Below are 22178 nucleotides of genomic sequence, written 5' to 3'. Positions count from 1 at the left end.
AAACTTCGAATGTCATGATAGAGAAAGTATCTGTTTAAAATAAGCCCGGGATGATTTCATTCCGGGCTTGACTTGTGTGCTGCTGTGCTGTTTGGTTTCATCATTCCGTCATGGCGTTCCGAAAAAACTTTAATGCTGGAAGCGTATTCACTGGGAGTCATCCCGGTTACTTTCTTGAATTGACGGCTGAAGTAGTGTATGGATGTGTAGCCAAGAGTATCTGCAATCTGAGTAAAATTCATATTTTTATTACGGATCAGCTGTTTGGCAGCATCTATTTTTATCTTACAGAAATAATCTATAATGCCGCAGTTATTCTTTTCACGGAAAAGCTTTTGCAGCTGAGACCGGCTGATCAGATTGTCACGGCAGATTTGTTCTATGGTTAATTGGTTTTTCATATTGCCCACCAGATAGTTTACGATACGGTTATAGATTTCTTCATCATTTTTTGCTTTAATAGATTTCGTGATGGGAGTCAGACTTTGCAGTGCGGTGTATCTTCGATACAGTTGTATCAGTATATGTTCCAGATTAATCTTAATCAACTGCTGGCTGCCAAAAGGATGCTCCGGGTTTAATTCCATTTCTTCCAGATAAGGGTCATCCAAAGGAGAAGTAAATGTATGCATCGCCTCGATAATGATAGATGCCAGAAAATTTCTTTCGACTTCTCCGATGGTCAGGATTTTGTTCTCAAAAAAACTCATGCGTGGTGAATCACAGATGAAAGAAATAACGACCAGATTGGGTGCCGTCAGTCCATTTGCTGTAACATTGTGAAATTCATTGGGCTTATGAAATATAATATCCCCCTTTTTTAAAGAGATCTTATGGCTGTCAGACATAACCGACACCTCTCCTTTATCCACACATAAAAATTCCCAGAAATCATGGGATTCTCCATCAAATTTAAAGTCACTGGTATATTCAAAATAATGAACTGTGACAATCTGATCAATTCGAAAATCTTCATGAAGTGTTATGCTTTTATATTCCATAAAAAATACCCCCTTGTATGCTATAGAATATCGCATTTTTGGACAAAATGCAAATAATAAATCCGATAGTGCAAAATTGCTGAAAGATTGTACAAATATTTTTGAGAAAAGGTATACTATAATGACGTTAATACAAAGTTAGATGAATAAAAAATAAAAGATAAAAGGAGATGTATGGACATGAAACCAGTATTGGTGATTATGGCAGCAGGAATGGGAAGCCGTTATGGAGGCCTGAAACAGATTGATCCTGTAGATGAGCAGGGACATATCATTATTGATTTTTCCATTTTTGATGCAGTGAAAGCAGGATTTGAAAAAGTAGTATTTATTATTAAAAAAGAGGATGAGGCAGATTTTAAGGAATGCATCGGCGACCGGATGAGCAAACAAATGGATGTTTCTTATGTTTACCAGGATTTACATAACATTCCGGAAGGATTTGAAGTTCCGGAGGGGAGAGTAAAACCCTGGGGAACAGGACATGCAATTTTAAGCTGTCTGGGAAAAGTGGACGGACCATTTGCAGTTATCAATGCAGATGATTATTATGGACAACATGCTTTTGAAACCATTTACAATTATTTAAGTACCCATGAGGATGATGAACAATACCGCTATACTATGGTGGGATACGTACTGGAAAATACGCTGACAGATCACGGACATGTTGCAAGAGGTGTCTGTGAGACTGATGAGCAGGGATTCCTGGTAGGCATTCATGAAAGAACCCGTATTGAAAAACGCAGCGAAGGTGCAGCATATACGGAAGATGACGGAATAACCTGGACTAAGATTCCGGCAGGAAGTACGGTGTCCATGAATATGTGGGGATTTTCTAAGAGTATCTTAGAGGAACTGCAAAACCGGTTTGCAGCATTCCTGAAACAAAATTTAGAAAGCAATCCTCTGAAATGTGAATACTTCTTACCAACTGTTGTAGGTGAGCTTCTGGAAGAAAAAAAGGCAACGGTAGAAGTACTGAAATCTTCTGACAGATGGTATGGTGTTACCTATAAAGAAGATAAGCAGGTAGTTGTGGATGCGGTAGAGAATTTCAAGAAGCAGGGATTGTATCCTGAAAAATTGTGGGAGGAACAGTAATGGCAAAACAAGAAACTTGCAGTAAGTTAGAGGAAGTGATTCAGAATTTTCAATATGAAGGAGTTTATCAAAGCGGCAATGCTTATGGAAGCGGGCATATCAATGATACATTTTTGCTTATATTTGATAATGGAGGCAAAATGATAAGATATATTCTACAGCGTATGAACCGTGAGATTTTCAAAAACCCGGTAGAATTAATGGAGAATATCGTTCATGTGACATCCTTTCTGAGAAAAAAAATAATTCAGATGGGAGGTGATCCGGAACGTGAGACTCTAAATGTGATTCCTACGCTCAAAGGAGAACATTATTATGTGGATTCTTCCGGTGAATATTGGCGCAGCTATGGATTCATCGAGGGTGCAACCAGCTATGATGCTGTAGAAAAACCAGATGATTTTTATCAGAGTGCTGTTGCATTTGGCAATTTTCAAAGGCTTCTATCGGATTATCCTGCAAAAACCCTGCATGAAACTATTAAAGATTTCCATAATACAATCGATCGCTTTGACAAGTTTAAAAAAGCGGTGGAAGAGGATATCTGCCAAAGGGCAAAAGAGGTACAGCCGGAAATTCAATTTGTCCTGGAGAGGGAAGCGGATGCCCATATCCTGTGTGATATGCTGGAAAAAGGAGAACTGCCGCTGCGGGTTACCCATAATGACACCAAGCTTAATAATATTATGATTGATGACAAGACTGGAAAGGGTATATGTGTCATTGACCTGGATACCGTAATGCCGGGATTAGCACTGAATGATTTTGGTGATTCCATTCGTTTTGGTGCCAGCACCGGAGCGGAAGATGAAAAGGATTTATCAAAAATTTCCTGTGACCTGAATCTGTTTGCATTATATACAAAAGGTTATATCGAAGGATGTGCGGGTAGCCTTACGGAAATGGAGATTAAAATGCTTCCTACAGGTGCCAAGCTGATGACTTTCGAATGCGGTATGCGTTTTCTGACGGATTATCTGCAAGGTGATACTTATTTTAAGATTCATCGGGATAAGCATAATGTAGACAGATGCCGAACTCAGTTTAAACTGGTGGCAGATATGGAAGACAAGTGGAATGAAATGGCGGATATTGTAGAAAAATATCTATGATTTTAAAGGTACATAAGGAAAAGGGGGTGCCCAAATCTCTTCTTTTGTGATAAACTTACTTAGTAGTCCATCATTGCGCAATTAACAGTGAATTAAACTCTCGCTATCTACGCCGGAAGCACGCCCACGAAGCTAGCCGTAGGATCCACTACGTGTCCCTTCGTGGACGCACATCTGACGCAGATATCAGGCACTTTATTCACCATTAATTACGCAATGCTGTACTAGGAATGATTTAAGCTAAACGGAGGAAGAATATGAGCAAACCAGTTTTAGTGATCATGGCAGCAGGAATGGGCAGCAGATATGGCGGACTGAAGCAGATTGATCCAGTAGATGAACAGGGACATATGATTATTGATTTTTCCATTTATGATGCCATTCGGGCCGGTTTTCAAAAAGTAGTATTTATCATTAAAAAAGAAAATGAGGCAGATTTCCGGGCAGCAATTGGCAATCGGATGGAAAGACAATTGGAAGTGGAGTATGTATATCAGGAGATGAACAGCCTGCCGGAAGGTTATGAGGTACCAGAGGGGCGTCAGAAGCCATTTGGAACAGGTCATGCAGTGCTTAGCTGCAGTAGTGTGGTAGATGGCCCATTTGCAGTCATCAATGCAGATGATTACTATGGACGGCATGCCTATCAGATGATCTATGATTACCTGTCTAATCACCAGGATGATGCAAAATACCGTTATACGATGGTTGGGTATGTCCTTGAAAATACCCTGACAGATAATGGGCATGTTGCCAGAGGAGTCTGTGTGACCGATGATCATCACTATTTGACAGGAATAAATGAAAGAACCCATATTGAAAAAAGAAATGGTAAGGCTGAATATACGGAAGACGAGGGTGCAACCTGGACAGAGATACCGGAAGGAAGCACAGTGTCTATGAATATGTGGGGATTTTCAGGCAGTATCCTTCAGGAATTAAAAGATAGATTTCCGAAGTTTCTGGATGAGAATCTGAAAATGAATCCATTAAAATGTGAGTATTTTCTGCCTACAGTTGTAAATGACCTGATCGATGAAGGAAAAGCGACAGTAGAGGTTTTAAAATCTTTGGATAAATGGTATGGGGTTACTTACAAAGAAGATAAAGAGTATGTAGTAAATGCGATTAAGAATTTAAAGATGACCGGACTGTATCCGGAGTTTTTATGGAAATAACGTGCAATCACGGATATTAATGAAAGCAGCTTTGTGACGCACATCTTGCAGAAAGCATTTTTCAGGCACGCTCTAATGCAAAAATATGTTGCGAAATATACAGAGTGGGTATAGACTATAAAAGAAACTAATTCAGTTGGCAAAGAATGAGGAGGAGCACATCATGGCAATTTTAGTTACTGGCGGGGCTGGTTATATCGGCAGCCATACATGTATTGAGTTATTAAGCGCAGGGTACGATGTGGTTGTCGTAGACAATCTTTACAATTCAAGCGAAAAAGCAATCCAGCGAGTAGAAGAAATCTCAGGTAAAAAAGTAACGTTCTATAAAGCTGACATCCTGGACAGAGAAAAATTAAATGAAATTTTTGATAAGGAATCGATTGATTCCGTAATTCATTTTGCAGGATTGAAAGCTGTTGGAGAATCTGTAGCAAAACCTTTGGAATATTATCATAACAACATGACAGGTACCTTTATCCTGTGCGAAGTAATGAGAGACCATAATGTGAAAAACATTATCTTCAGTTCTTCTGCAACTGTATATGGAGATCCTGCATTTATTCCGATTACGGAAGAATGCCCGAAGGGAAAAATAACAAATCCTTATGGACAGACCAAAGGAATGCTGGAGCAGGTATTAACAGATCTTCATGTTGCTGATCCGGAGTGGAATGTGGTATTGCTTCGTTACTTTAATCCGATTGGAGCACATAAGAGCGGATTAATCGGAGAAGATCCTAAGGGAATTCCAAATAACCTGGTACCATACATAGCACAGGTTGCAGTCGGAAAATTAGAATGTCTCGGTGTCTTTGGAGATGACTATGATACTCCGGATGGAACTGGCGTACGTGATTATATCCACGTAGTAGACCTTGCAGTAGGACACGTAAAAGCGTTAAAGAAAATAGAAGAAAAAGCAGGTGTAAATATTTATAATCTGGGAACCGGAAATGGATACAGTGTACTTCAGGTAGTAAAAGCATTTGAAAAAGCTTGTGGAAAGCCAATCAAATACCAGATCAAACCACGCCGTGCAGGTGATATTGCAACATGCTATTCAGATGCCGCAAAGGCAAAAGAAGAGCTTGGCTGGGTAGCTGAAAGAGGCATTGAGGAAATGTGTGAAGATTCCTGGAGATGGCAGAGCAATAACCCGAACGGATACGAAGAGTAAATATATAGAAATATTTGCAGAAACAACATTAATTGCGAATGAATCTTGGCAGAACTGGTGTATAAATACATCGGTTCTGTTTTTTATTAAAGTCTTATTACGAAAATAAATGAAAACTTATTGACATATAAATGTAAATAAGATAAAATATAAATCACATAAACGCAATAACAATCTTAGGGATATTCAATCCCAATCTGGAAAATAATTTTGACAGACTATTCTTAAAAACCCCCAATGAAATTAAGTGTACCTTGAAAACTAAATAGACTTTGGAAATAGTATATGATAAAATAGAAAACACGAGGTGAATCGGATGGAAAATACCATTCTACTAAAAGAAATTGGCAAAATGTTTGAGAGGCAGGAGAAAAAAATTGACCTGCGATTTACAGAACAGGAAAAGAAGATAGATCAGAAAATGGATCAGCGATTTACAGAGCAGGAAAAGAAGATAGATCGGAAATTTGTAGAACAGGATCAGAAGTTGGATCAGCGATTTGCAGAACAGGAAGAAAAGATAGATCGGAAATTTGCAGAACAGGATCAGAAGTTGGATCAGCGATTTGCAGAACAAGATGAAAAGATAGATCGGAAATTTGCAGAGCAGGATCAGAAGTTGGACCTGCGATTTACAGAGCAGGAAAAGAAGATAGATCGGAAATTTGCAGAACAGGATCAGAAGTTGGACCTGCGATTTACAGAGCAGGAAAAGAAGATAGATCGGAAATTTGCAGAACAGGATCAGAAGTTGGATCAGCGACTTACAGAACAGGAAAAGAAGATAGATCAGAAATTTGCAGAACAGGATCAGAAGTTGGATCAGCGGTTTGCAGAACAGGAAAAGAAAATAGATCAGAAAATAAATCAGCGATTTACAGATCAGGAAAAAAAGATAGATCAGAAATTTACAGAACAGGATCAGAAGTTGGACAAGCGATTTGCAGAGCAGCATAACAACAACACTCAGTGGAGAAGCAGTCTGAAGTCGGAGATTGATGCAGCATTTGATAAGAATAAAAAGGAATTTGATGCAAAACTTGAAGCGATGGAGGCAAGGATCGATCATAACATGAGTAAACGGTTAGAACCGCTTCAGAAAGAAATCTTAAGTTTCCATAGTGAAATGCATAATATGAATCTTAGAATGGAACGTGTTGAGAATAAGGTGGATGAACTCAATGAGGTTACCAGAAATCTGAATACGAAGATTGATGTTAATACAGAGAGGATCATGAATAATTTTGTGAAGATTATGGAAACACGAACGATTTTAGGTGAACATGAGCGGAAGCTGGAGCTGGCTTGATTATTTATTACAGCAATCTGCGGCAAGGAACTTGCTGGCACCAGGCTCTGTTAGTAATAAATTAAATACATGATGAGGAGTGATACCGTATGGATTTATCAGTTAAAGTCAGGAATATTACAATTGGAGAAGGAATGCCGAAAATATGTGTTCCGATTGTGGGTGGAAGTAAGGAAAGAATATTGGAAACTGCACTGAAGATTACGGCGCGTCCTATTGATATGGTGGAGTGGCGTGTGGATTTTTTTGATTATGTTATGGATCAGAAAAAGATGGCAGAAACCCTGAAAGAATTGCGCAAGATACTTGGTGAGATCCCACTGCTGTTTACTTTCCGCACGGTGGATGAGGGGGGGAATCGCCCGATTGAGATGAAGGACTATGTAGATATGAATCTGCATGCTGTTAAGACAGGATATATCGATTTAGTTGATGTAGAGATATTTCGTGGAGAAGCAGTGAGTGCTCCAATTGTGAAGAGTGCACACAGGCACGGTGTTAAGGTAGTGGGATCCAACCACGATTTTGAGAAGACTCCGCCTAAAAATGAAATTGTAGAGCGATTGCAGAAAATGCAGAAAGCTGGTGTCGATATTACGAAGATAGCAGTTATGCCAGCTGAGCGGCAGGACGTGTTAACGCTCTTGGATGCTACGCTGGCAATGAAGGAGTCTTATGCGGACAGGCCTTTCATTACCATGTCAATGGGAAGCATGGGATTTGTCAGCAGAATTACCGGAGAAATATTTGGTTCAGCAGTAACTTTTGGCGCTGTAGGACAGGTCTCCGCACCGGGACAGATTCCGGTAGAAAAGCTGGAACAGGTATTAAATATCATTGGCAGATATGGCTTATAAAGCTTTTTTAGAATACGTTTAGGAAGCTGGTACATTTTTGCATAATAAACAGTGAATTAAACACCCGTTATCTACGCAATAAGCACGCCGGGCGGCACTAGCCGTGATCCACTGCGTCGTTGCTTCGTGGACGCATATCTGATGCAGATATCAGGCACTTTATTCACCATTAATTACACAATGCGGTACCAGGCTGTCGAGGTCTGTCGAAGAAAAATTGAATATAGCGTTGCGTTTTTGACAAAACTCACACCCCCTATCACCTATAATGAATAGTGCTTGGATCAAAGCATTCATTTTGGTGGCAGGGGGTGTTTTGTGTATTATGAAATATACATAGATAAATTCTTTTTGGAAAATATGATAATGGATTATCTATTGCTTACACTGGTACGCCGTTCACTGAAATGTCAGACAAACTGGTGGAGGATACTTTTAGCCAGTGTGCTTGGGGCAGCAGGGATGTGTATTCTTATCATATTGCCCGTTCAAAATACATTCGTTTATAACATTTGCGGATTTGGCATTCTGAGTGTGCTTATGGTTAAAATAGGGTGCAGGATAAAGGACAGAGACCATTTAATACGGGGTACGATAATTCTGTATTTATCAGCTTTTGTTCTGGGAGGCATCTGGGAGATGTTACTGGGGCAAATTGCTTCCAGTGGTCTTCTTCTGGGAGTAATAAGTTTTCTTACCTTGCGATGTATTTTAAGCTGCTATCAGAGATACAAACAAAAAACAGAATATCTTTACGAGGTTGTAATTAATCTGAATGGTAAGAACAAACATGTAATGGGGTTGTGCGATACCGGAAATCAGTTAAAACAGCCGGTTACCGGAAAGCCGGTAAATATCATTGATTTTGATGCCATCAGTGATATGTTGGAAGAGGAAGTAAAAAATCAGATACTCCAGATGTACCAATTTCAAACTGCAGAAGCGTTAACAGAGAAAATTTGTTATATCCCGTATCATTCTATTGGAGAAAAAAATGGTTTGCTGCCGGGAATACGATTAGATTATATCAGCATACGAAGGTCTGGGGCGTCGCAGCTTATCAAAGGAGCTGTTGCAGCAGTCACAAAAGAGTCCGTTAGTGCGAAGGGAAAATATCAGATGATATTAAACCCTTCAATGTTAGAAGATTAGGAGGAATAAAAATGGTTATAAAAGTTTCAATGCCACATCGTTTTCAGTTTCGCGTTGTATCATCGCTTCCCAACCTTATTTTGAAAAGGCCAAATGATATTCATTATATTGGCGGCAGTGAAGTGCTTCCGGCACCTTTAGAGCCGGGAAAAGAGGCTGAGGTAATCAGTGACCTGGGAACGGAATACGATAGTGATGCGAAATCGTTATTAATCGAACACAACTTAAGATTAGTAGTATACATAGCAAAAAAATTCGACAATACAGGTGTCGGAGTAGAGGATTTAATATCAATAGGAACCATTGGTTTAATTAAGGCAATTAATACCTTTAATCCGGAGAAAAATATCAAACTGGCAACTTATGCTTCAAGATGTATAGAAAACGAAATCTTAATGTATCTGAGAAGAAATAATAAAACAAAGATGGAAGTGTCATTCGATGAACCGCTGAATGTGGATTGGGATGGAAATGAATTATTATTATCCGACATCCTGGGAACGGACGAAGATGTAATATATAAAGACATGGAAAATGAAGTTGAACGGAAATTGCTGGGAAAAGCAATTGAAAAACTTTCAGATAGAGAAAAAACAATCGTGCAGTTGAGATTCGGTATTAATACAAGAGACGGGGAAGAAAAAACACAAAAAGAAGTTGCAGATCTGCTTGGTATTTCCCAGTCTTATATCTCCAGACTGGAGAAGAAGATTATAAAGAGACTGAAAAAAGAAATTGTGAGGTTTGAGTAATTCCAATATAAAACAAACAGCGGAAGTAGTGAGCCGGCAGGGATTTTATCCTGTGTGGACTGATTGCTTCCGCTGTTATTTTTTATCTGGAATATTAATAATTTTTCAGTTGTAATTAGTCGCAAGCAATGATAATATAGTGCTAACAACTTGTAAAGTGAGTTTACTATTTAAGAAGAAAAGGGGTAATATTATGGGTGTTATTGTAGGAAATGAATCAAAGAATCTGCCGGAGTCTATGGAATGCCTGCTGAAAGATGTCCGGGAAAAATTAAAAGATGAAGACTTGTTTGACATGTTTCGCAACTGCTTTACAAACACACTGGATACCACGGTGAAAAAAATGGAAGATGGGACAACTTATGTGATTACCGGAGATATTCCCGCAATGTGGCTTCGGGATTCAGTGTGTCAGCTCCGTCCCTATTTGATTTTGGCAGGCAGAGACAGTGAAATAGCAGATACGCTGCAGGGATTGATTGAACGGCAGTTTCAGTGTATCGGAATTGACCCCTATGCGAATGCATTTAATGAGGCTGCAAATGGACACTGCTGGGAAAAGGATGAAACGGATATGGGACCATGGATATGGGAACGAAAATATGAGGTGGATTCTCTTTGCTTCCCGCTTCAGTTTTCCTATCTGTTTTGGAAAAATACCGGACGGACGGCACATTTTAATGATACTTTTGCAAAAGGAGCCAGAAAGATACTGGAGGTTTTCAAAAGAGAGCAATATCATGAAGAAAAGTCTGAATACCGTTTTATCCGGAAAAACTGTACTTTCACGGATACGTTATCCAGAGATGGGAAAGGTGCTTTGGTCCGTTCCGGAATCGGTATGACATGGTCAGGTTTTCGTCCAAGTGATGATGCCTGCACATACGGTTATCTGGTTCCCTCCAATATGTTCGCAGTAGTTGTCCTGGGATATCTGGAAGAAATTGCAGAGTTAATATTAAAGGATCAGGAATTAAAAGAAGCATCAGGAAAACTGAAAGAGGAGATAAGAGAAGGAATTGAGACATATGGCATTACCAGAAGAGATGGGTTTGGAGAAATATATGCATATGAGGTGGATGGATATGGACAGTTTAATCTGATGGACGATGCCAATGTACCAAGCCTGTTAGCGATGTCATATCTGGGATACCAGGGAAAAAGCCTTCCGGGAAGGCCTGGTGATGAGGTTGCAAAAAATACCAGAGCATTTATTTTGAGTGATGGGAACCCCTTTTATTATGAAGGAAAAGCTGCCAGGGGAATAGGAAGCCCCCATACACCAGTGCGCTATATCTGGCATATTTCCCTGGCTATGCAGGGACTGACCAGCGACACCCAGGAAGAAAAACGAAAAATTCTGGAAGTGCTGAAAAGTACCGATGGAGGAAAAGCACTGATGCATGAAGGCTTCGATGTGGATGATCCCACTAAATATACCAGGGAGTGGTTTTCATGGGCGAATGCTATGTTTAGTGAACTGGTACTGGAATATTGTGGTTACCATGTAAATAAGTAAAATTTGTACATTAAATATAGAATCCTGCAAATTGCAGATACAGTCTGGTTATAGTACGATGATATAAATGATATGAAATAAATTAAAATTATATATCTAAAAATAAATGATAGAGCACAGGAGGATGCCATGTTTTTAACGGATAATAAATTAGAAGCGAGAACCCAACAACTGAAGGGATACCGTTATCGTGAAGTAATGCATCTGGGTGATTTTCTGGTAAGTGAGGACCGTCAGGGAACTGTGAATCCTGAGGTACCGGCTGATTACGATGGATGGGACAGCATGCAGGTAAATGATACCTGGCAGGGAAGAGACAGATATCTGTGGCTTCATAAAGATATCACAATTCCGGAAGAATGGAAGGGAAAAAAGGTATTGGGTATATTTGATTATGGTAATACCGGAGCCGGAAATAATTCGGGATTTGAGTCACTGCTGTATGTGGATAAAACACCATACCAGGGGGTAGACGTTAACCATAAAGAAGTGTTTTTTGAGGAAGAGCATCTGGGACGCAGTCTGGATCTGACATTTCGCCTGTGGTCGGGCCTGGAAGGCGGCGGAGCACCTGTTCCCCAGGAGCATAGAATCAATCAGGCTGACCTTGCCTGGCTGGATGAAAAAACGGATGACCTCTACTATTTGTCATCTATGATAATAGATGCTGTTAAAAATCTGCATGATGATGACCCGGTAAAACATCAGCTGCGCACAGCACTGGACAGTGCGCTGGAATGTATAGACTGGTCCTATCCGGGAAGCAGCAGCTTTTATGAATCTGTTCATTTGGCAGATGAAAAGATAAACGAAAAGATCGAAAGCATGGGTAAGGATGCCCGGATACTGGTAAAATGCGTTGGGCATACACATATAGATGTCGCATGGCTGTGGCGTTTGAAACACACCAGAGAAAAGTGTTCCCGGTCATTTTCTACGGTTCTGCGTCTGATGGAACAATATCCTGAATATGTCTTCCTGCAGACCCAGCCTCAGTTATATGAATACATAAAAAATGATTTTCCGCAAATATTTGAAAAGATCAAAGAGAAAGTAAAATCCGGTCAATGGGAAGTGGACGGAGGCATGTGGGTAGAAGCAGATTGTAACATTACAAGCGGTGAATCTCTCACAAGACAGATATTAATTGGCAGTAAATTTATAAAAGATGAATTTGATAAAGAGGTGGAGTACCTCTGGCTTCCCGATGTATTCGGGTATTCCTGGGCGCTGCCCCAGATCTTAAAAAAATCCGGTATAGATATGTTCATGACAACCAAGATCAGCTGGAACCAGTACAACCGCATGCCCCATGATACGTTCAAATGGAAGGGCATAGACGGAAGCGAAATCCTTACCCATTTCATAACTACACCGGATCCGTGGAGTACACCGGGATCCTGGTTCTACACTTATAACGGGCAGCTTACGGCGAAGACGGTAAAAGGAGTATGGGATGCTTACAGTGAAAAAGATATGAACAAAGAACTTCTCATTTCCTATGGATATGGAGACGGGGGAGGAGGTGTGAACAGGGATATGCTGGAGCAGAGAAGACGGATCGATAAGATACCGGGACTTCCGGCGCTTAAGACCTCCACTGCAGGCGCTTACTTTAAAGACCTTAAGGATACGGTAAAGAATACTGATCAATATGTCCATACCTGGGATGGAGAATTATATCTGGAGTATCATAGGGGAACTTATACCAGCCAGGGTTATAATAAGCGCATGAACCGGAAAATGGAATACCTGTATGGTAATACGGAGTGGCTGACAGCCATGGCAGCACTTTCCCAGGGAGATCTGAAAAAAGCGAATCAGGAAGCCCTGACAGAAGGTTGGAAAATCCTTTTGACAAACCAGTTCCATGATATCATACCCGGTTCTTCTATCCATGAGGTATATGAAGATTCCAAAGTGGACTATGAAAAAGCGAGAGATATTGCAAGGGAAGTAGAAAAAGAAGCATATGGAATTATACTGGATGAATCAGAAGATACCTATACGGTTCTCAATCATGCATCCTGGAAGCTGGATGGCATTATAGAAATACCTGAGACGGGAATACTCCGCTGCATGGATCAGAGTGGAAACAACCTGAAAATGCAAACCGGAACGGAAGGAACATATGTCCAGACAGGAGAAATTCCGGCGATGGGATTTGCACAGATCAGGTGTGTCAAAGAATCCGGCGGGGCGGATAATTCCGGACTGGAAAATGACTCCTCTTATATAGAAGGAAAAAGTATCGAAACAAAATATTATATTATTGATTTTAACGAGCATGGGCAGATCAGCAGACTTTATGACAAGGATGCAAAGCGGGAAGTGCTTGCAGAGGGAACAAAGGGCAATGTATTGCAGATGTTTGAAGACAAACCTCTTGGGAATGATGCCTGGGATATTGATATTTTCTATCAGCAGAAGATGAAAGAAATTACAGATCTTCAGAAATTCCAGATTGTGGTTTCCGGTCCCCTTATGACAGTGGTCCATCTGGAATGGAAATATATGAATTCTACGGTTGAACAGGATATTATTTTGTATGAGGATAACCGCAGGATAGATTTTCGGACAAAGGTGGATTACCATGAGAATCATCAGCTGTTAAAAGCAGCATTCCCTGTGGATATTCGAACGACTTATGCCACATACGATGTGCAGTACGGGAACGTGAAGCGCCCGAACCATTGGAACACCAGCTGGGATCAGGCTAGATTTGAAACAGTTGCTCACAGATTTGCAGATTTATCAGAACATGATTATGGGGTTGCGCTATTAAATGACTGTAAATACGGTTACGATGTAAAGGATAATATTTTAAGAATCACGCTGCTTAAGGCGGCTACCCATCCGGATCATCTACAGGATCAGGGGTTGCATGAATTTACTTATGCACTTCTGCCTCATAGGGGTGATTGTATAAATGGCAGGGTGATTCAGGAAGCCCACCGGTTAAACCGTCCGTTAGAGTTAAGAAAAGGTACGGCAAAACTTCCCTATGAGAGTTTCCTTGTATTTGACTGTGACCATGTGGAGGCCGATGCCATTAAGAAATCAGAAGACGGCAATTACCTGGTGGTGCGTTTCCATGAATTCGCTGGTTCCAGATGCCAGGCAGCTATAAAGCCTGGATTCCAGTTTACCGCTTGGGCTGAAGGAGATCTGAGAGAACGACCGATTCAGGAATTTTGCAGTGAAACCGAAATCTCCATAATGTTAAAGCCATTTGAAATTAAAACAATTCTATTTAAATGTTAGAGTTTTTTCAGACACGCTCTAACTAAGGCATGCCGGTAAAAGGAGGAAAAGAAATGCAGCATGATATTTTTAACTGGGAGCGGATTATGAATTTTTTTAGCAGGATATATTATTTCCTGGGAATAAATTTTCTGTTTATCATATGTAATCTGCCGGTTTTGTTATTTTTACTATTTGTAGGTATCAGCCGTGCCGGAACTTTTCTGCCGCTATTTCTTTTGTGCCTCCTGCCGGCAGCACCTGCATTTTCAGCGGTACTCTATTCCATGGGCAGATTCGTATCCGGAATCGAAGCCGGTGCAGTCAGAGATTATCGGAAAGGATATGAAAAATACTTTAAAAAGGCAGTAAAATCAGGGGCTCTTCAGTTAACAGCCATCTTTATGATATGGACCAACCTGAATTTTTTCACCAGAATAGTTCCGGTGTTTTTACTGGCGGTTTTATTTATGCTGTTGTTTCTTGTTGTATTGCTGTTAACGCCAAATCTGTATTTTCTGACGGTAAATACTGAATTAACCTCCCCGGATGTGTGCAAACTGGCACTGGCTTATACATTGGGCAAGCCAGTGGCTGCCATCGGCAATCTGGCTGCTTTCGGTATCATACTTTTGGCTTTTGAACTTTCCCCGGGTACAACGGTTTTATTTATGGGCAGTTTCTACGGTTTTCTGGTTGCTTTTATGAACCGGCGGATTATATCGGAAATGAAAGAAAAATACGGTAAAGCCTAAAGCGTCCCTTTCGCGGGCAGCTGCCTGTGTATTAAGGAGTATAGAAGTGCGTTCAGGTCTTCTATACTCCTTTTTTTGCTGTATATTATATAATAATCATGGGGGTGATGTGAAATATGAATAAGAAAACACCAAAGCAGCTTTACCGGAAATTATTCCGTACATATACACTGATCAGTGTGGGCATAGCAGCAGCACTGGTCGTTTATTTTATTATAAATACCAAAGGACAGATACAGGAAAAGAGTTTGAAATACATGCAGAAAGTGGGGGAGGATGCTTCGCGGGAAATTCTGCGTTCTTCGGATAAAGCAGATAATATGCTGGCGGATTTGTATAAATCCAATACAGAACTCCAGGATGTGATATCTTATCTTACGGAAGATATTACTGCTTATTTAAAACACAGGCTGGATGCATTCTCGGCTTCTTCATCTGCCAGCTATAACGGGATTGATGATTTTGCATTTAATGCCATGGAAGAAAGCCCGCAGATCAAAAGCATTCGCTTCGTCAGCTACCCAAAAGAAGAACTGACCGTATACACCCCGGATGGCAAAGTTTCACGCCGGGAAGTGTCAGGGTATTTAAGGAATCAGTTAGATGAAAAACGAATGGAACAGCCCCTGCAGTATGAATTTTTAAAAGAAATCCGTGATCCGGTGACGCTGGAGAATATCGGATGCATGATTGTCTTCTTTCAAAATGCAGGGCTTGCCGATGCATGGGAATATTTTGAGCGGTGTGATCTGTTGGTTTTCAGCAATTTTGGAAATCTTGTGTTCGATTCCAGCGGCAGGGGTGATGCAAAGAAAATGCTGTTGTTGGAGGATACCAGGCAGATGGAAGAAGAGCTGAAAGCCTTTGTCAATTACCGCCAGGTCAAAGATTTCCATGTAGCTGCCTCCATCGGTAAGTCCCGGGCGGATAAAATGCCGGCGGGGCTGTGGGCTACTATTATTCTAATCGGGCTGTCTATTGTTACCCTTGGTATTGTGTTTATCCATTTTTATCTGATCAAGCTGACCGGCAGACTGGATGGGATATTAGATGGAATGGAACGGGTTACAAAAGGAGATCTGGATGTCCGGCTGAAAGTAGATGAGGAAAAAGATGAACTGGATGTAATTGCAGAGCATTTCAATGAAATGTGTGTGGAACTGAACCATTACATTCAAAAGAGTTATCTGGCACAGATTGAGCAGAAGAATGCGGAGATGGCGGCATTGCAAAGTCAGATCAATCCTCATTTTCTATACAATACGTTGGAGTCCATCCGTATGAAGGCCATATGCAACGGCGACAGGGAGGTGGGGAAGATGCTCTACGGTCTTGCCGTCATATTCCGCAGCCAGATTAAAGATACCGACATTATCACGCTGGCAAAGGAACTTCATTACTGTAAAAAGTATCTGGAATTATTTGAATTCCGATATCAGAATAAGTTCCAGTTTGAGATTGACTGTCCGGAAGCATTTGTGAATATACCGGTCATTAAATTTATCATTCAGCCTGTGATCGAAAATTACCTGGTACATGGTATCCGCCTGGAGGATAGTGACAACCGGATCTGTATTGAAATAAAAGAGGATAGCGATGATATGCTGATTGTGGTCTCGGATAACGGATATGGCATGAAGGATGAGGCAATTACAGATAAAAACAGGGAATTAAATTGTCTTTGTGAAGAGTCAAAGGGTTCAATCGGAATACAAAATGTAAATCTTCGCATGCGGGCGGCATATGGCAAGGGTTATGGGGTTCTTTTAGAGGCAAACCAGCCAGCCGGTCTGCGGGTAAATTTACGTTTTCCATTAAAAGGAGCAGGTTATGATGAAAAAAGTAATGTTAGTTGAAGATGAAGAATTTATTCTGCAGGGAATCAAAAATATAATAGACTGGGAAGCTTTGGAAATGACCATTGTCCATATGGCTCATGATGGTATTGATGCACTTGCCTGCTGGGAAAAGGAGGAAGTGGATATTGTGGTATCCGATATCTCCATGCCGAGAATGAATGGACTTGATCTGATGGAGCGGCTGAGGGAGAAAAGTAAAAGGGTCCGCTTTATTATTCTTACGGGATACGATGAATTTGAATATGCCAGGGCAGCAATTCACCTTGAAGTAGAAAACTATATTTTAAAGCCCATAGATGAAGAGCAGCTGGAAAAATCTCTGCAGTCTGCAGCAGCGAGGCTTAAGGAAAGAGAAGAGGCAGATATGGCGCAGATTGATGGTAAGACAGATTTTATGCGATTCTTAAACGGTAAAATGAATTACGATGAACAGGTACATTATATGACGCAAACCGGCTTATCTGCCACGAAACCCTATACATATGCGGCGGTAATGAAACTTAAGCTGGACAGCCTGGGTGAGTTTAAGATTACCGATGTAATGAGCTGGCTTGGGCAAATAGTGACAGAAGAAGAAATACGCGTATATCATTTACCGCCTGACAGCATTCTTCTGACTTTATCCAGCCAGTCAGATAGAGCAAGAGAAGTCAGAAGATATCTGACGGATATGCAGAACCAGATTGAGAAGAGATTTGGCATTCACATTTTTACCAGCATCAGTTCTCCTTTTATGGAATTTACGGAAATGCCCCAGGCGTACCGGGAAGCGCTTTCCAATCAGAAATATCTGGTTATTGATGGATATGGAAGCTGTGTTGATCAGGAGTATATCAATAACAGGAAATCTAGGGATATTTCCGTAGATGCAGAACGGTTTCAGCGGCTGATCATCCAAAAAGATAAAGCGAGTGCACTCAGTTATCTGGAAGAATTGTTTATAAATCATGTAAACAGGGATATGGAGGTAGACGTATTATTACAAATGTGCCTGAGAATAGCCGGTATCATTCAGGATATACGGGAAGAATACAAACTATTGGACAGCGGCGGAAAGCATCGCTTATATCATATAATTGAAGAAATTAATCAGGCAGAGGATATCATTTCCGTGAAGACCGTCTTTCGCGAAGAAATTATAAATATGATTGACAGCCTGCACACAGAAGAATCCTATTATACGCCTGTGATCAAGCAGATTCTTGCAGAAGTCAGGGAAAACTACAGGGAAGATATGAACCTGAAGACCCTCGCCCATAAATATCACATGAATACATCCTATCTGGGGCAGATTTTTCAAAAAGAGGTGGGGTGTTCATTCGCGCAGTACTTGAGCAATACAAAAAACAGCAGGGCGAAAGAACTGATTCTAAGTACCAACATGCGCATTAATGATATTGCAAAGGAAGTAGGGTATCCGGATACCAGTTACTTCTATCGAAAATTCAAGCAGTGTTATGGGGTGTCACCTGCCACACTGCGGGAAATGAAAAAATATTAACAGGGCAGACCACTGCGCCATATTTTTTTACTTGCTGTTTGTCCAGCTAGAAAATGTACAAGAAACCTAAAAGTTTTCAACTATATTCCAATTTTGTTAAATGATATAGTAAATGTATCAAATAACAAGGGAGGGAATAAAATGGGAAACAAAAATGGAAAATTTTTAAGCCGTTTAAAAGCGAATAAAGAACTGTTGTTTTTAAGTCTGCCGGGCGGCATATGGTTCCTGTTGTTTACCTATCTGCCGCTGTTTGGAATTTTAGTTGCTTTTAAAAAATTCCGGATAGCAGACAACGGCGGATTTTTCAAAAGTCTGATAGAGAGTGAATGGGTTGGATTTGACAATTTCAAATTCCTGTTCGCAAGCGGGGATGCAGCCAGAGTATTTTTAAATACAGTCTTGTATAATCTGGTATTCATCATACTGGGAGTGGCGCTTCCGGTTCTGGTTGCCCTGCTGCTCAATGAGATCCGGAACAAAGGCATGGCAAAGATCTATCAAAGCGCTATGTTTCTGCCATATTTTTTATCCTGGGTTGTGGTTAGTTACTGTCTATTCGCATTCTTAAACCCGGAAAAAGGTTTTGTCAATAATGTTCTGCAGCAATATGGAAAAGAGGGGATTTCCTGGTATACAGAAAAATCCTGGTGGCCATTTCTGATTATCCTGATGAGCCAGTGGAAAGGAATCGGTTATAATACGGTGGTTTATCTTGCCTCTATCTGCGGAATTGATAAAACATATTATGAGGCTGCAGTCCTGGATGGGGCAACAAAGTGGCAGCAGATCAAATTCATTACTTTACCACTTCTGAAACCGGTTATAACTATTTTACTGATCATGTCAATTGGAAAAATATTCAATGCAGACTTCGGTCTTTTCTACCAGCTGCCTAAAAATTCTGGTGCGTTGTTCGATGTGACGAATGTTCTGGATACCTATATCTTCAGGGCATTGCGTGCCAATGGAGAGATCGGGATGAGTTCTGCAGCAGCATTGTTCCAGTCAACGGTAGGATTTGTATTGATTATGGCTGCTAATAAAATCGTATCCAAAGTGGACAGCGATAATGCACTATTTTAAGGAGGGAATGGAATGTTTGCCGGATATAAAGAAGCAAAACTTGAGAAAAAGCTTCAGAAAATAGAAGCAGAACAGTGTAAATATAACAAGGTAAAAAAACCGACCAATGTGATTTTTAACATTATTTTAAGTGCACTTTCGCTGTTTTGTGTAATCCCATTTATTTTTGTTATGATCATTTCATTTACGGATGAAAAAATCCTGGCTGTGAATGGCTATCAGTTCTTTCCTGAAAAACTGAGCTTTTACGCATACCAGTACATTATCAATGCCGGAGATAATATAATCCGCAGCTATGGAGTTACCATTTTTGTTACTCTTACCGGAACGGTCATTGGACTCTTGCTGACAGGTACATACGCATATGCCCTTTCCAGAAAAACCTATGCCTACCGAAAGTTATTTACTTTGGTAATTACAGTGCCAATGTTATTTAGCGGAGGTATGGTTGCAAATTATTTAGTAGTTTCCAAATTCCTCATGCTGAAGGATACGGTCTGGGCATTGATTTTACCACTATGCCTGAACACCTTTAATGTAATTGTGCTTCGGACCTTTTTCAAAACCAGTATTCCGGATGCAGTCGTAGAATCAGCGAAAATAGACGGCGCATCCGAATGGAAACTTTTCTTTAAAATTGTAATTCCAATGGCATTGCCGGGGCTTGCCACGATAGGTTTATTTCTTACGCTTGCATACTGGAATGACTGGTTTTGCGCCATGATGTATCTGGACGGAAAAGAAATTTTGCCGCTGCAATACCTGCTAATACAGATAGAAAATTCCATTGACTGGCTGGCAAGCAATAAATCCATGATGGGCGTTGATGGGATACAGGCTGCGGCTAATCTGCCAAAAGAGACTATTAAGATGGCGATAGTGGTAATCTCCACTTTGCCAATTGTCTTTGCATATCCATTTTTCCAAAGGTATTTTATCAATGGGTTAACGATTGGAGCAGTAAAAGAATAGGTGAGAAAGAGAATATATGCATCTATTAAAAAAGTAACCGCAATAGTTGTGGAAATGAAGAAAGGGAACGGATTATGAAATTTAATAAAATAAAAAAAGCAGCAGCACTCATCACTGCAGGTGCACTGATTCTGGGAATGGCATCTGGATGCGGAAGTAAGGAGACGGCAAAGGGGACAGATGGGGAAGAGGTGGTAACACTTATTTGGTATCAGGATGGTGATGCGCAGAAAGATACCCCTCAGGTTCTGGAAAAAATCAATGAGTATACAAGAGAAAAAATAGGAGTGGAGATCAAAATTAATAATATCGGCTGGGGTGATTATAATCAGAAGATGCAGGTGGTAATTAATACCGGGGATAACTGGGACTTGGCATTTACAAGTTCCTGGGCAAATGATTACTTACAGATGGCTCAAAAAGGAGCATTCCTGCCTCTTGACGATTACCTTCAAAAAGAAGGAAAGGAAATGTATGAGAAAATTGACAAGCGTTTCTGGGATGCGGCGAAGATCGGAGGCGTGACCTATGGGGTACCAAATGAAAAGGAGATCGGCAGTTATCCAATGTGGGTATTTACCAAAGAATATGTGGATAAATATGATATTCCGGTTTCGGACATCCACACATTAGAAGATCTGGAACCATGGCTGCAGCTGATCAAAGAAAAAGAACCGGACGTAGTGCCCTTATATCTGATTAAGAGCTTTACTGCGCCAACCTATATGGATAAAATACAGGATCCCGTAGGAATCGAATATGGGGATGAATCATTGACGGTGAAAAACCTGTTTGAAACGGACCAGATGAAAAATACCCTGAATACCATAAGAAGGTATTATCTGGCTGGATATATCAATAAAGATGCGGCAACCGCAACGGATGACAAATCGGTGAAACGGTTTGTGACAAAAGGGGATGGACAGCCCTATGCAGATGTCGTCTGGGGAAAAGACCTTGGATACGAAGTGGCAATCTCTCCCATTATGGATATGCAGGTAACCAATGCTTCAGCCAGAGGTTCCCTGACTGCAATATCAAAGAACTGCAAAAACCCAGAGAAAGCGGTGGCGTTTTTAAATCTGGTAAACACGGATGAATATTTGAGAAATCTTCTAAACTATGGAATCGAAGGCGTACATTATGAAAAAGTTCCGGTATCGGCTGAAGAGAAAGAGGCCGTGAAAGGAAAGCCATATGTATATGACACTAAAGTGAAGCTGATTGAGGAAAAAAGAAAAGATTACTCCGTTCCGTACTGGATACAGGGGGGCTTGTTCAATACTTACGTGCAGGATACGGAACCGGCAGATAAATGGAGTACGTTTAAAGAGTTTAACGATCAGGCTGTTAATGCTCCTTCCTTTGGGTTTGATTTTAATTCCGAACCGGTAAGTACCGAGATCGCAGGTTTCCGGAATATTCTGGATGAATTCGGACCGTCCCTGTTTACCGGAAGTGTTGAACCTTCCGAATATCTGCCGGAGCTGCAGAAAAAACTGGAGGCGACAGGATTACAGAAGGTAATTGATGAGATGCAAAAGCAGATTGATGAATGGAAGGGGAAGGCGGCAAAATGACCCCATCTGCTCTCACCA

At 40.7% G+C, this 22178-nt stretch carries 17 protein-coding genes; 16 read left to right on the top strand and 1 reads right to left on the bottom strand.

Going from position 1 to position 22178, the window contains the following annotated elements:
* Window positions 1-56: 56 nt before the first annotated feature.
* Window positions 57-1001 carry an AraC family transcriptional regulator gene (locus QR40_RS02045; protein ID WP_044293111.1) on the bottom strand — a complete coding sequence of 315 codons (945 nt, stop codon included), beginning with the start codon at window positions 999-1001 and terminating at the stop codon, window positions 57-59.
* A gap of 174 nt (window positions 1002-1175) precedes the next feature.
* Between QR40_RS02045 and QR40_RS02040 the strand changes: the two genes are divergently transcribed.
* From QR40_RS02040 to QR40_RS01965, 16 genes are all read left to right on the top strand, one after another.
* A complete protein-coding gene (locus QR40_RS02040; protein ID WP_027293531.1) occupies window positions 1176-2105 on the top strand; it encodes a nucleotidyltransferase family protein in 930 nt (309 codons plus the stop codon).
* On the top strand, window positions 2105-3217 hold the full coding sequence (locus QR40_RS02035; RefSeq protein ID WP_044293110.1) for a phosphotransferase enzyme family protein: 1113 nt from the start codon (window positions 2105-2107) through the stop codon (window positions 3215-3217). Before QR40_RS02040 ends, QR40_RS02035 begins: the two co-directional genes overlap by 1 nt.
* 257 nt (window positions 3218-3474) lie before the next feature.
* Window positions 3475-4395: a nucleotidyltransferase family protein gene (locus QR40_RS02030; protein ID WP_044293109.1), complete on the top strand. Its 921-nt coding sequence runs from the start codon at window positions 3475-3477 to the stop codon at window positions 4393-4395.
* 163 nt (window positions 4396-4558) lie between these two features.
* The gene (gene galE / locus QR40_RS02025; RefSeq protein ID WP_027293534.1) at window positions 4559-5575 is read left to right on the top strand and encodes a UDP-glucose 4-epimerase GalE; all 1017 of its coding nucleotides are present in this window, start codon (window positions 4559-4561) and stop codon (window positions 5573-5575) included.
* 316 nt (window positions 5576-5891) lie between these two features.
* Complete coding sequence (locus tag QR40_RS02020; protein WP_044293108.1) at window positions 5892-6884, top strand: coiled-coil domain-containing protein; 993 nt, start codon at window positions 5892-5894, stop codon at window positions 6882-6884.
* An 89-nt stretch (window positions 6885-6973) separates the two neighbouring features.
* Window positions 6974-7741 carry a type I 3-dehydroquinate dehydratase gene (gene aroD, locus QR40_RS02015; protein ID WP_044293107.1) on the top strand — a complete coding sequence of 256 codons (768 nt, stop codon included), beginning with the start codon at window positions 6974-6976 and terminating at the stop codon, window positions 7739-7741.
* A gap of 318 nt (window positions 7742-8059) precedes the next feature.
* Window positions 8060-8893 (top strand): sigma-E processing peptidase SpoIIGA, encoded by an 834-nt coding sequence (locus tag QR40_RS02010; RefSeq protein ID WP_044293106.1) that lies wholly within the window; start codon window positions 8060-8062, stop codon window positions 8891-8893.
* Between the two features lie 11 nt (window positions 8894-8904).
* Window positions 8905-9645: an RNA polymerase sporulation sigma factor SigE gene (sigE, locus tag QR40_RS02005; protein ID WP_027293538.1), complete on the top strand. Its 741-nt coding sequence runs from the start codon at window positions 8905-8907 to the stop codon at window positions 9643-9645.
* A gap of 238 nt (window positions 9646-9883) precedes the next feature.
* Window positions 9884-11164 carry a glycoside hydrolase family 125 protein gene (locus QR40_RS02000; protein ID WP_027293539.1) on the top strand — a complete coding sequence of 427 codons (1281 nt, stop codon included), beginning with the start codon at window positions 9884-9886 and terminating at the stop codon, window positions 11162-11164.
* Window positions 11165-11293: 129 nt separating this feature from the next.
* Entirely contained in the window at window positions 11294-14428 is a 3135-nt protein-coding gene (locus QR40_RS01995; RefSeq protein WP_044293105.1) for an alpha-mannosidase, read from the top strand.
* A gap of 53 nt (window positions 14429-14481) precedes the next feature.
* The gene (locus QR40_RS01990; RefSeq protein ID WP_044293103.1) at window positions 14482-15162 is read left to right on the top strand and encodes a hypothetical protein; all 681 of its coding nucleotides are present in this window, start codon (window positions 14482-14484) and stop codon (window positions 15160-15162) included.
* A 116-nt stretch (window positions 15163-15278) separates the two neighbouring features.
* Window positions 15279-17018, top strand: a complete 1740-nt coding sequence (locus tag QR40_RS01985) for a sensor histidine kinase (RefSeq protein WP_044293101.1) — start codon at window positions 15279-15281, stop codon at window positions 17016-17018.
* Entirely contained in the window at window positions 16993-18522 is a 1530-nt protein-coding gene (locus QR40_RS01980; RefSeq protein WP_242858433.1) for a response regulator transcription factor, read from the top strand. Before QR40_RS01985 ends, QR40_RS01980 begins: the two co-directional genes overlap by 26 nt.
* A gap of 141 nt (window positions 18523-18663) precedes the next feature.
* A complete protein-coding gene (locus tag QR40_RS01975; RefSeq protein WP_027293543.1) occupies window positions 18664-19608 on the top strand; it encodes an ABC transporter permease in 945 nt (314 codons plus the stop codon).
* A 12-nt stretch (window positions 19609-19620) separates the two neighbouring features.
* Window positions 19621-20580, top strand: coding sequence for a carbohydrate ABC transporter permease (locus tag QR40_RS01970; RefSeq protein ID WP_044293097.1), 960 nt, complete (start codon window positions 19621-19623; stop codon window positions 20578-20580).
* A 74-nt stretch (window positions 20581-20654) separates the two neighbouring features.
* The gene (locus QR40_RS01965) at window positions 20655-22160 is read left to right on the top strand and encodes an ABC transporter substrate-binding protein (RefSeq protein WP_027293545.1); all 1506 of its coding nucleotides are present in this window, start codon (window positions 20655-20657) and stop codon (window positions 22158-22160) included.
* The last annotated feature ends 18 nt before the right edge of the window (window positions 22161-22178 follow it).

Source organism: Robinsoniella peoriensis (genome assembly GCF_000797495.1).
Taxonomy (GTDB): domain Bacteria; phylum Bacillota; class Clostridia; order Lachnospirales; family Lachnospiraceae; genus Robinsoniella; species Robinsoniella peoriensis.
Note: the sequence above shows the minus strand (reverse complement) of the source record. Positions and strands in the feature narration are given on the sequence as shown.

Bases quoted from the DNA above. Each gene is read 5' to 3' on its own strand.
- QR40_RS01980 (WP_242858433.1), top strand. From the start codon at position 16,993: ATGATGAAAAAAGTAATGTTAGTTGAAGATGAAGAATTTATTCTGCAG.
- QR40_RS02030 (WP_044293109.1), top strand. From the start codon at position 3,475: ATGAGCAAACCAGTTTTAGTGATCATGGCAGCAGGAATGGGCAGCAGA.
- QR40_RS02020 (WP_044293108.1), top strand. From the start codon at position 5,892: ATGGAAAATACCATTCTACTAAAAGAAATTGGCAAAATGTTTGAGAGG.
- QR40_RS01990 (WP_044293103.1), top strand. From the start codon at position 14,482: ATGCAGCATGATATTTTTAACTGGGAGCGGATTATGAATTTTTTTAGC.
- galE (WP_027293534.1), top strand. From the start codon at position 4,559: ATGGCAATTTTAGTTACTGGCGGGGCTGGTTATATCGGCAGCCATACA.
- QR40_RS02035 (WP_044293110.1), top strand. From the start codon at position 2,105: ATGGCAAAACAAGAAACTTGCAGTAAGTTAGAGGAAGTGATTCAGAAT.
- QR40_RS01965 (WP_027293545.1), top strand. From the start codon at position 20,655: ATGAAATTTAATAAAATAAAAAAAGCAGCAGCACTCATCACTGCAGGT.
- QR40_RS01995 (WP_044293105.1), top strand. From the start codon at position 11,294: ATGTTTTTAACGGATAATAAATTAGAAGCGAGAACCCAACAACTGAAG.
- QR40_RS01975 (WP_027293543.1), top strand. From the start codon at position 18,664: ATGGGAAACAAAAATGGAAAATTTTTAAGCCGTTTAAAAGCGAATAAA.
- sigE (WP_027293538.1), top strand. From the start codon at position 8,905: ATGGTTATAAAAGTTTCAATGCCACATCGTTTTCAGTTTCGCGTTGTA.
- QR40_RS01970 (WP_044293097.1), top strand. From the start codon at position 19,621: ATGTTTGCCGGATATAAAGAAGCAAAACTTGAGAAAAAGCTTCAGAAA.
- aroD (WP_044293107.1), top strand. From the start codon at position 6,974: ATGGATTTATCAGTTAAAGTCAGGAATATTACAATTGGAGAAGGAATG.
- QR40_RS02045 (WP_044293111.1), bottom strand. From the start codon at position 1,001: ATGGAATATAAAAGCATAACACTTCATGAAGATTTTCGAATTGATCAG.
- QR40_RS02040 (WP_027293531.1), top strand. From the start codon at position 1,176: ATGGACATGAAACCAGTATTGGTGATTATGGCAGCAGGAATGGGAAGC.
- QR40_RS02000 (WP_027293539.1), top strand. From the start codon at position 9,884: ATGGAATGCCTGCTGAAAGATGTCCGGGAAAAATTAAAAGATGAAGAC.
- QR40_RS01985 (WP_044293101.1), top strand. From the start codon at position 15,279: ATGAATAAGAAAACACCAAAGCAGCTTTACCGGAAATTATTCCGTACA.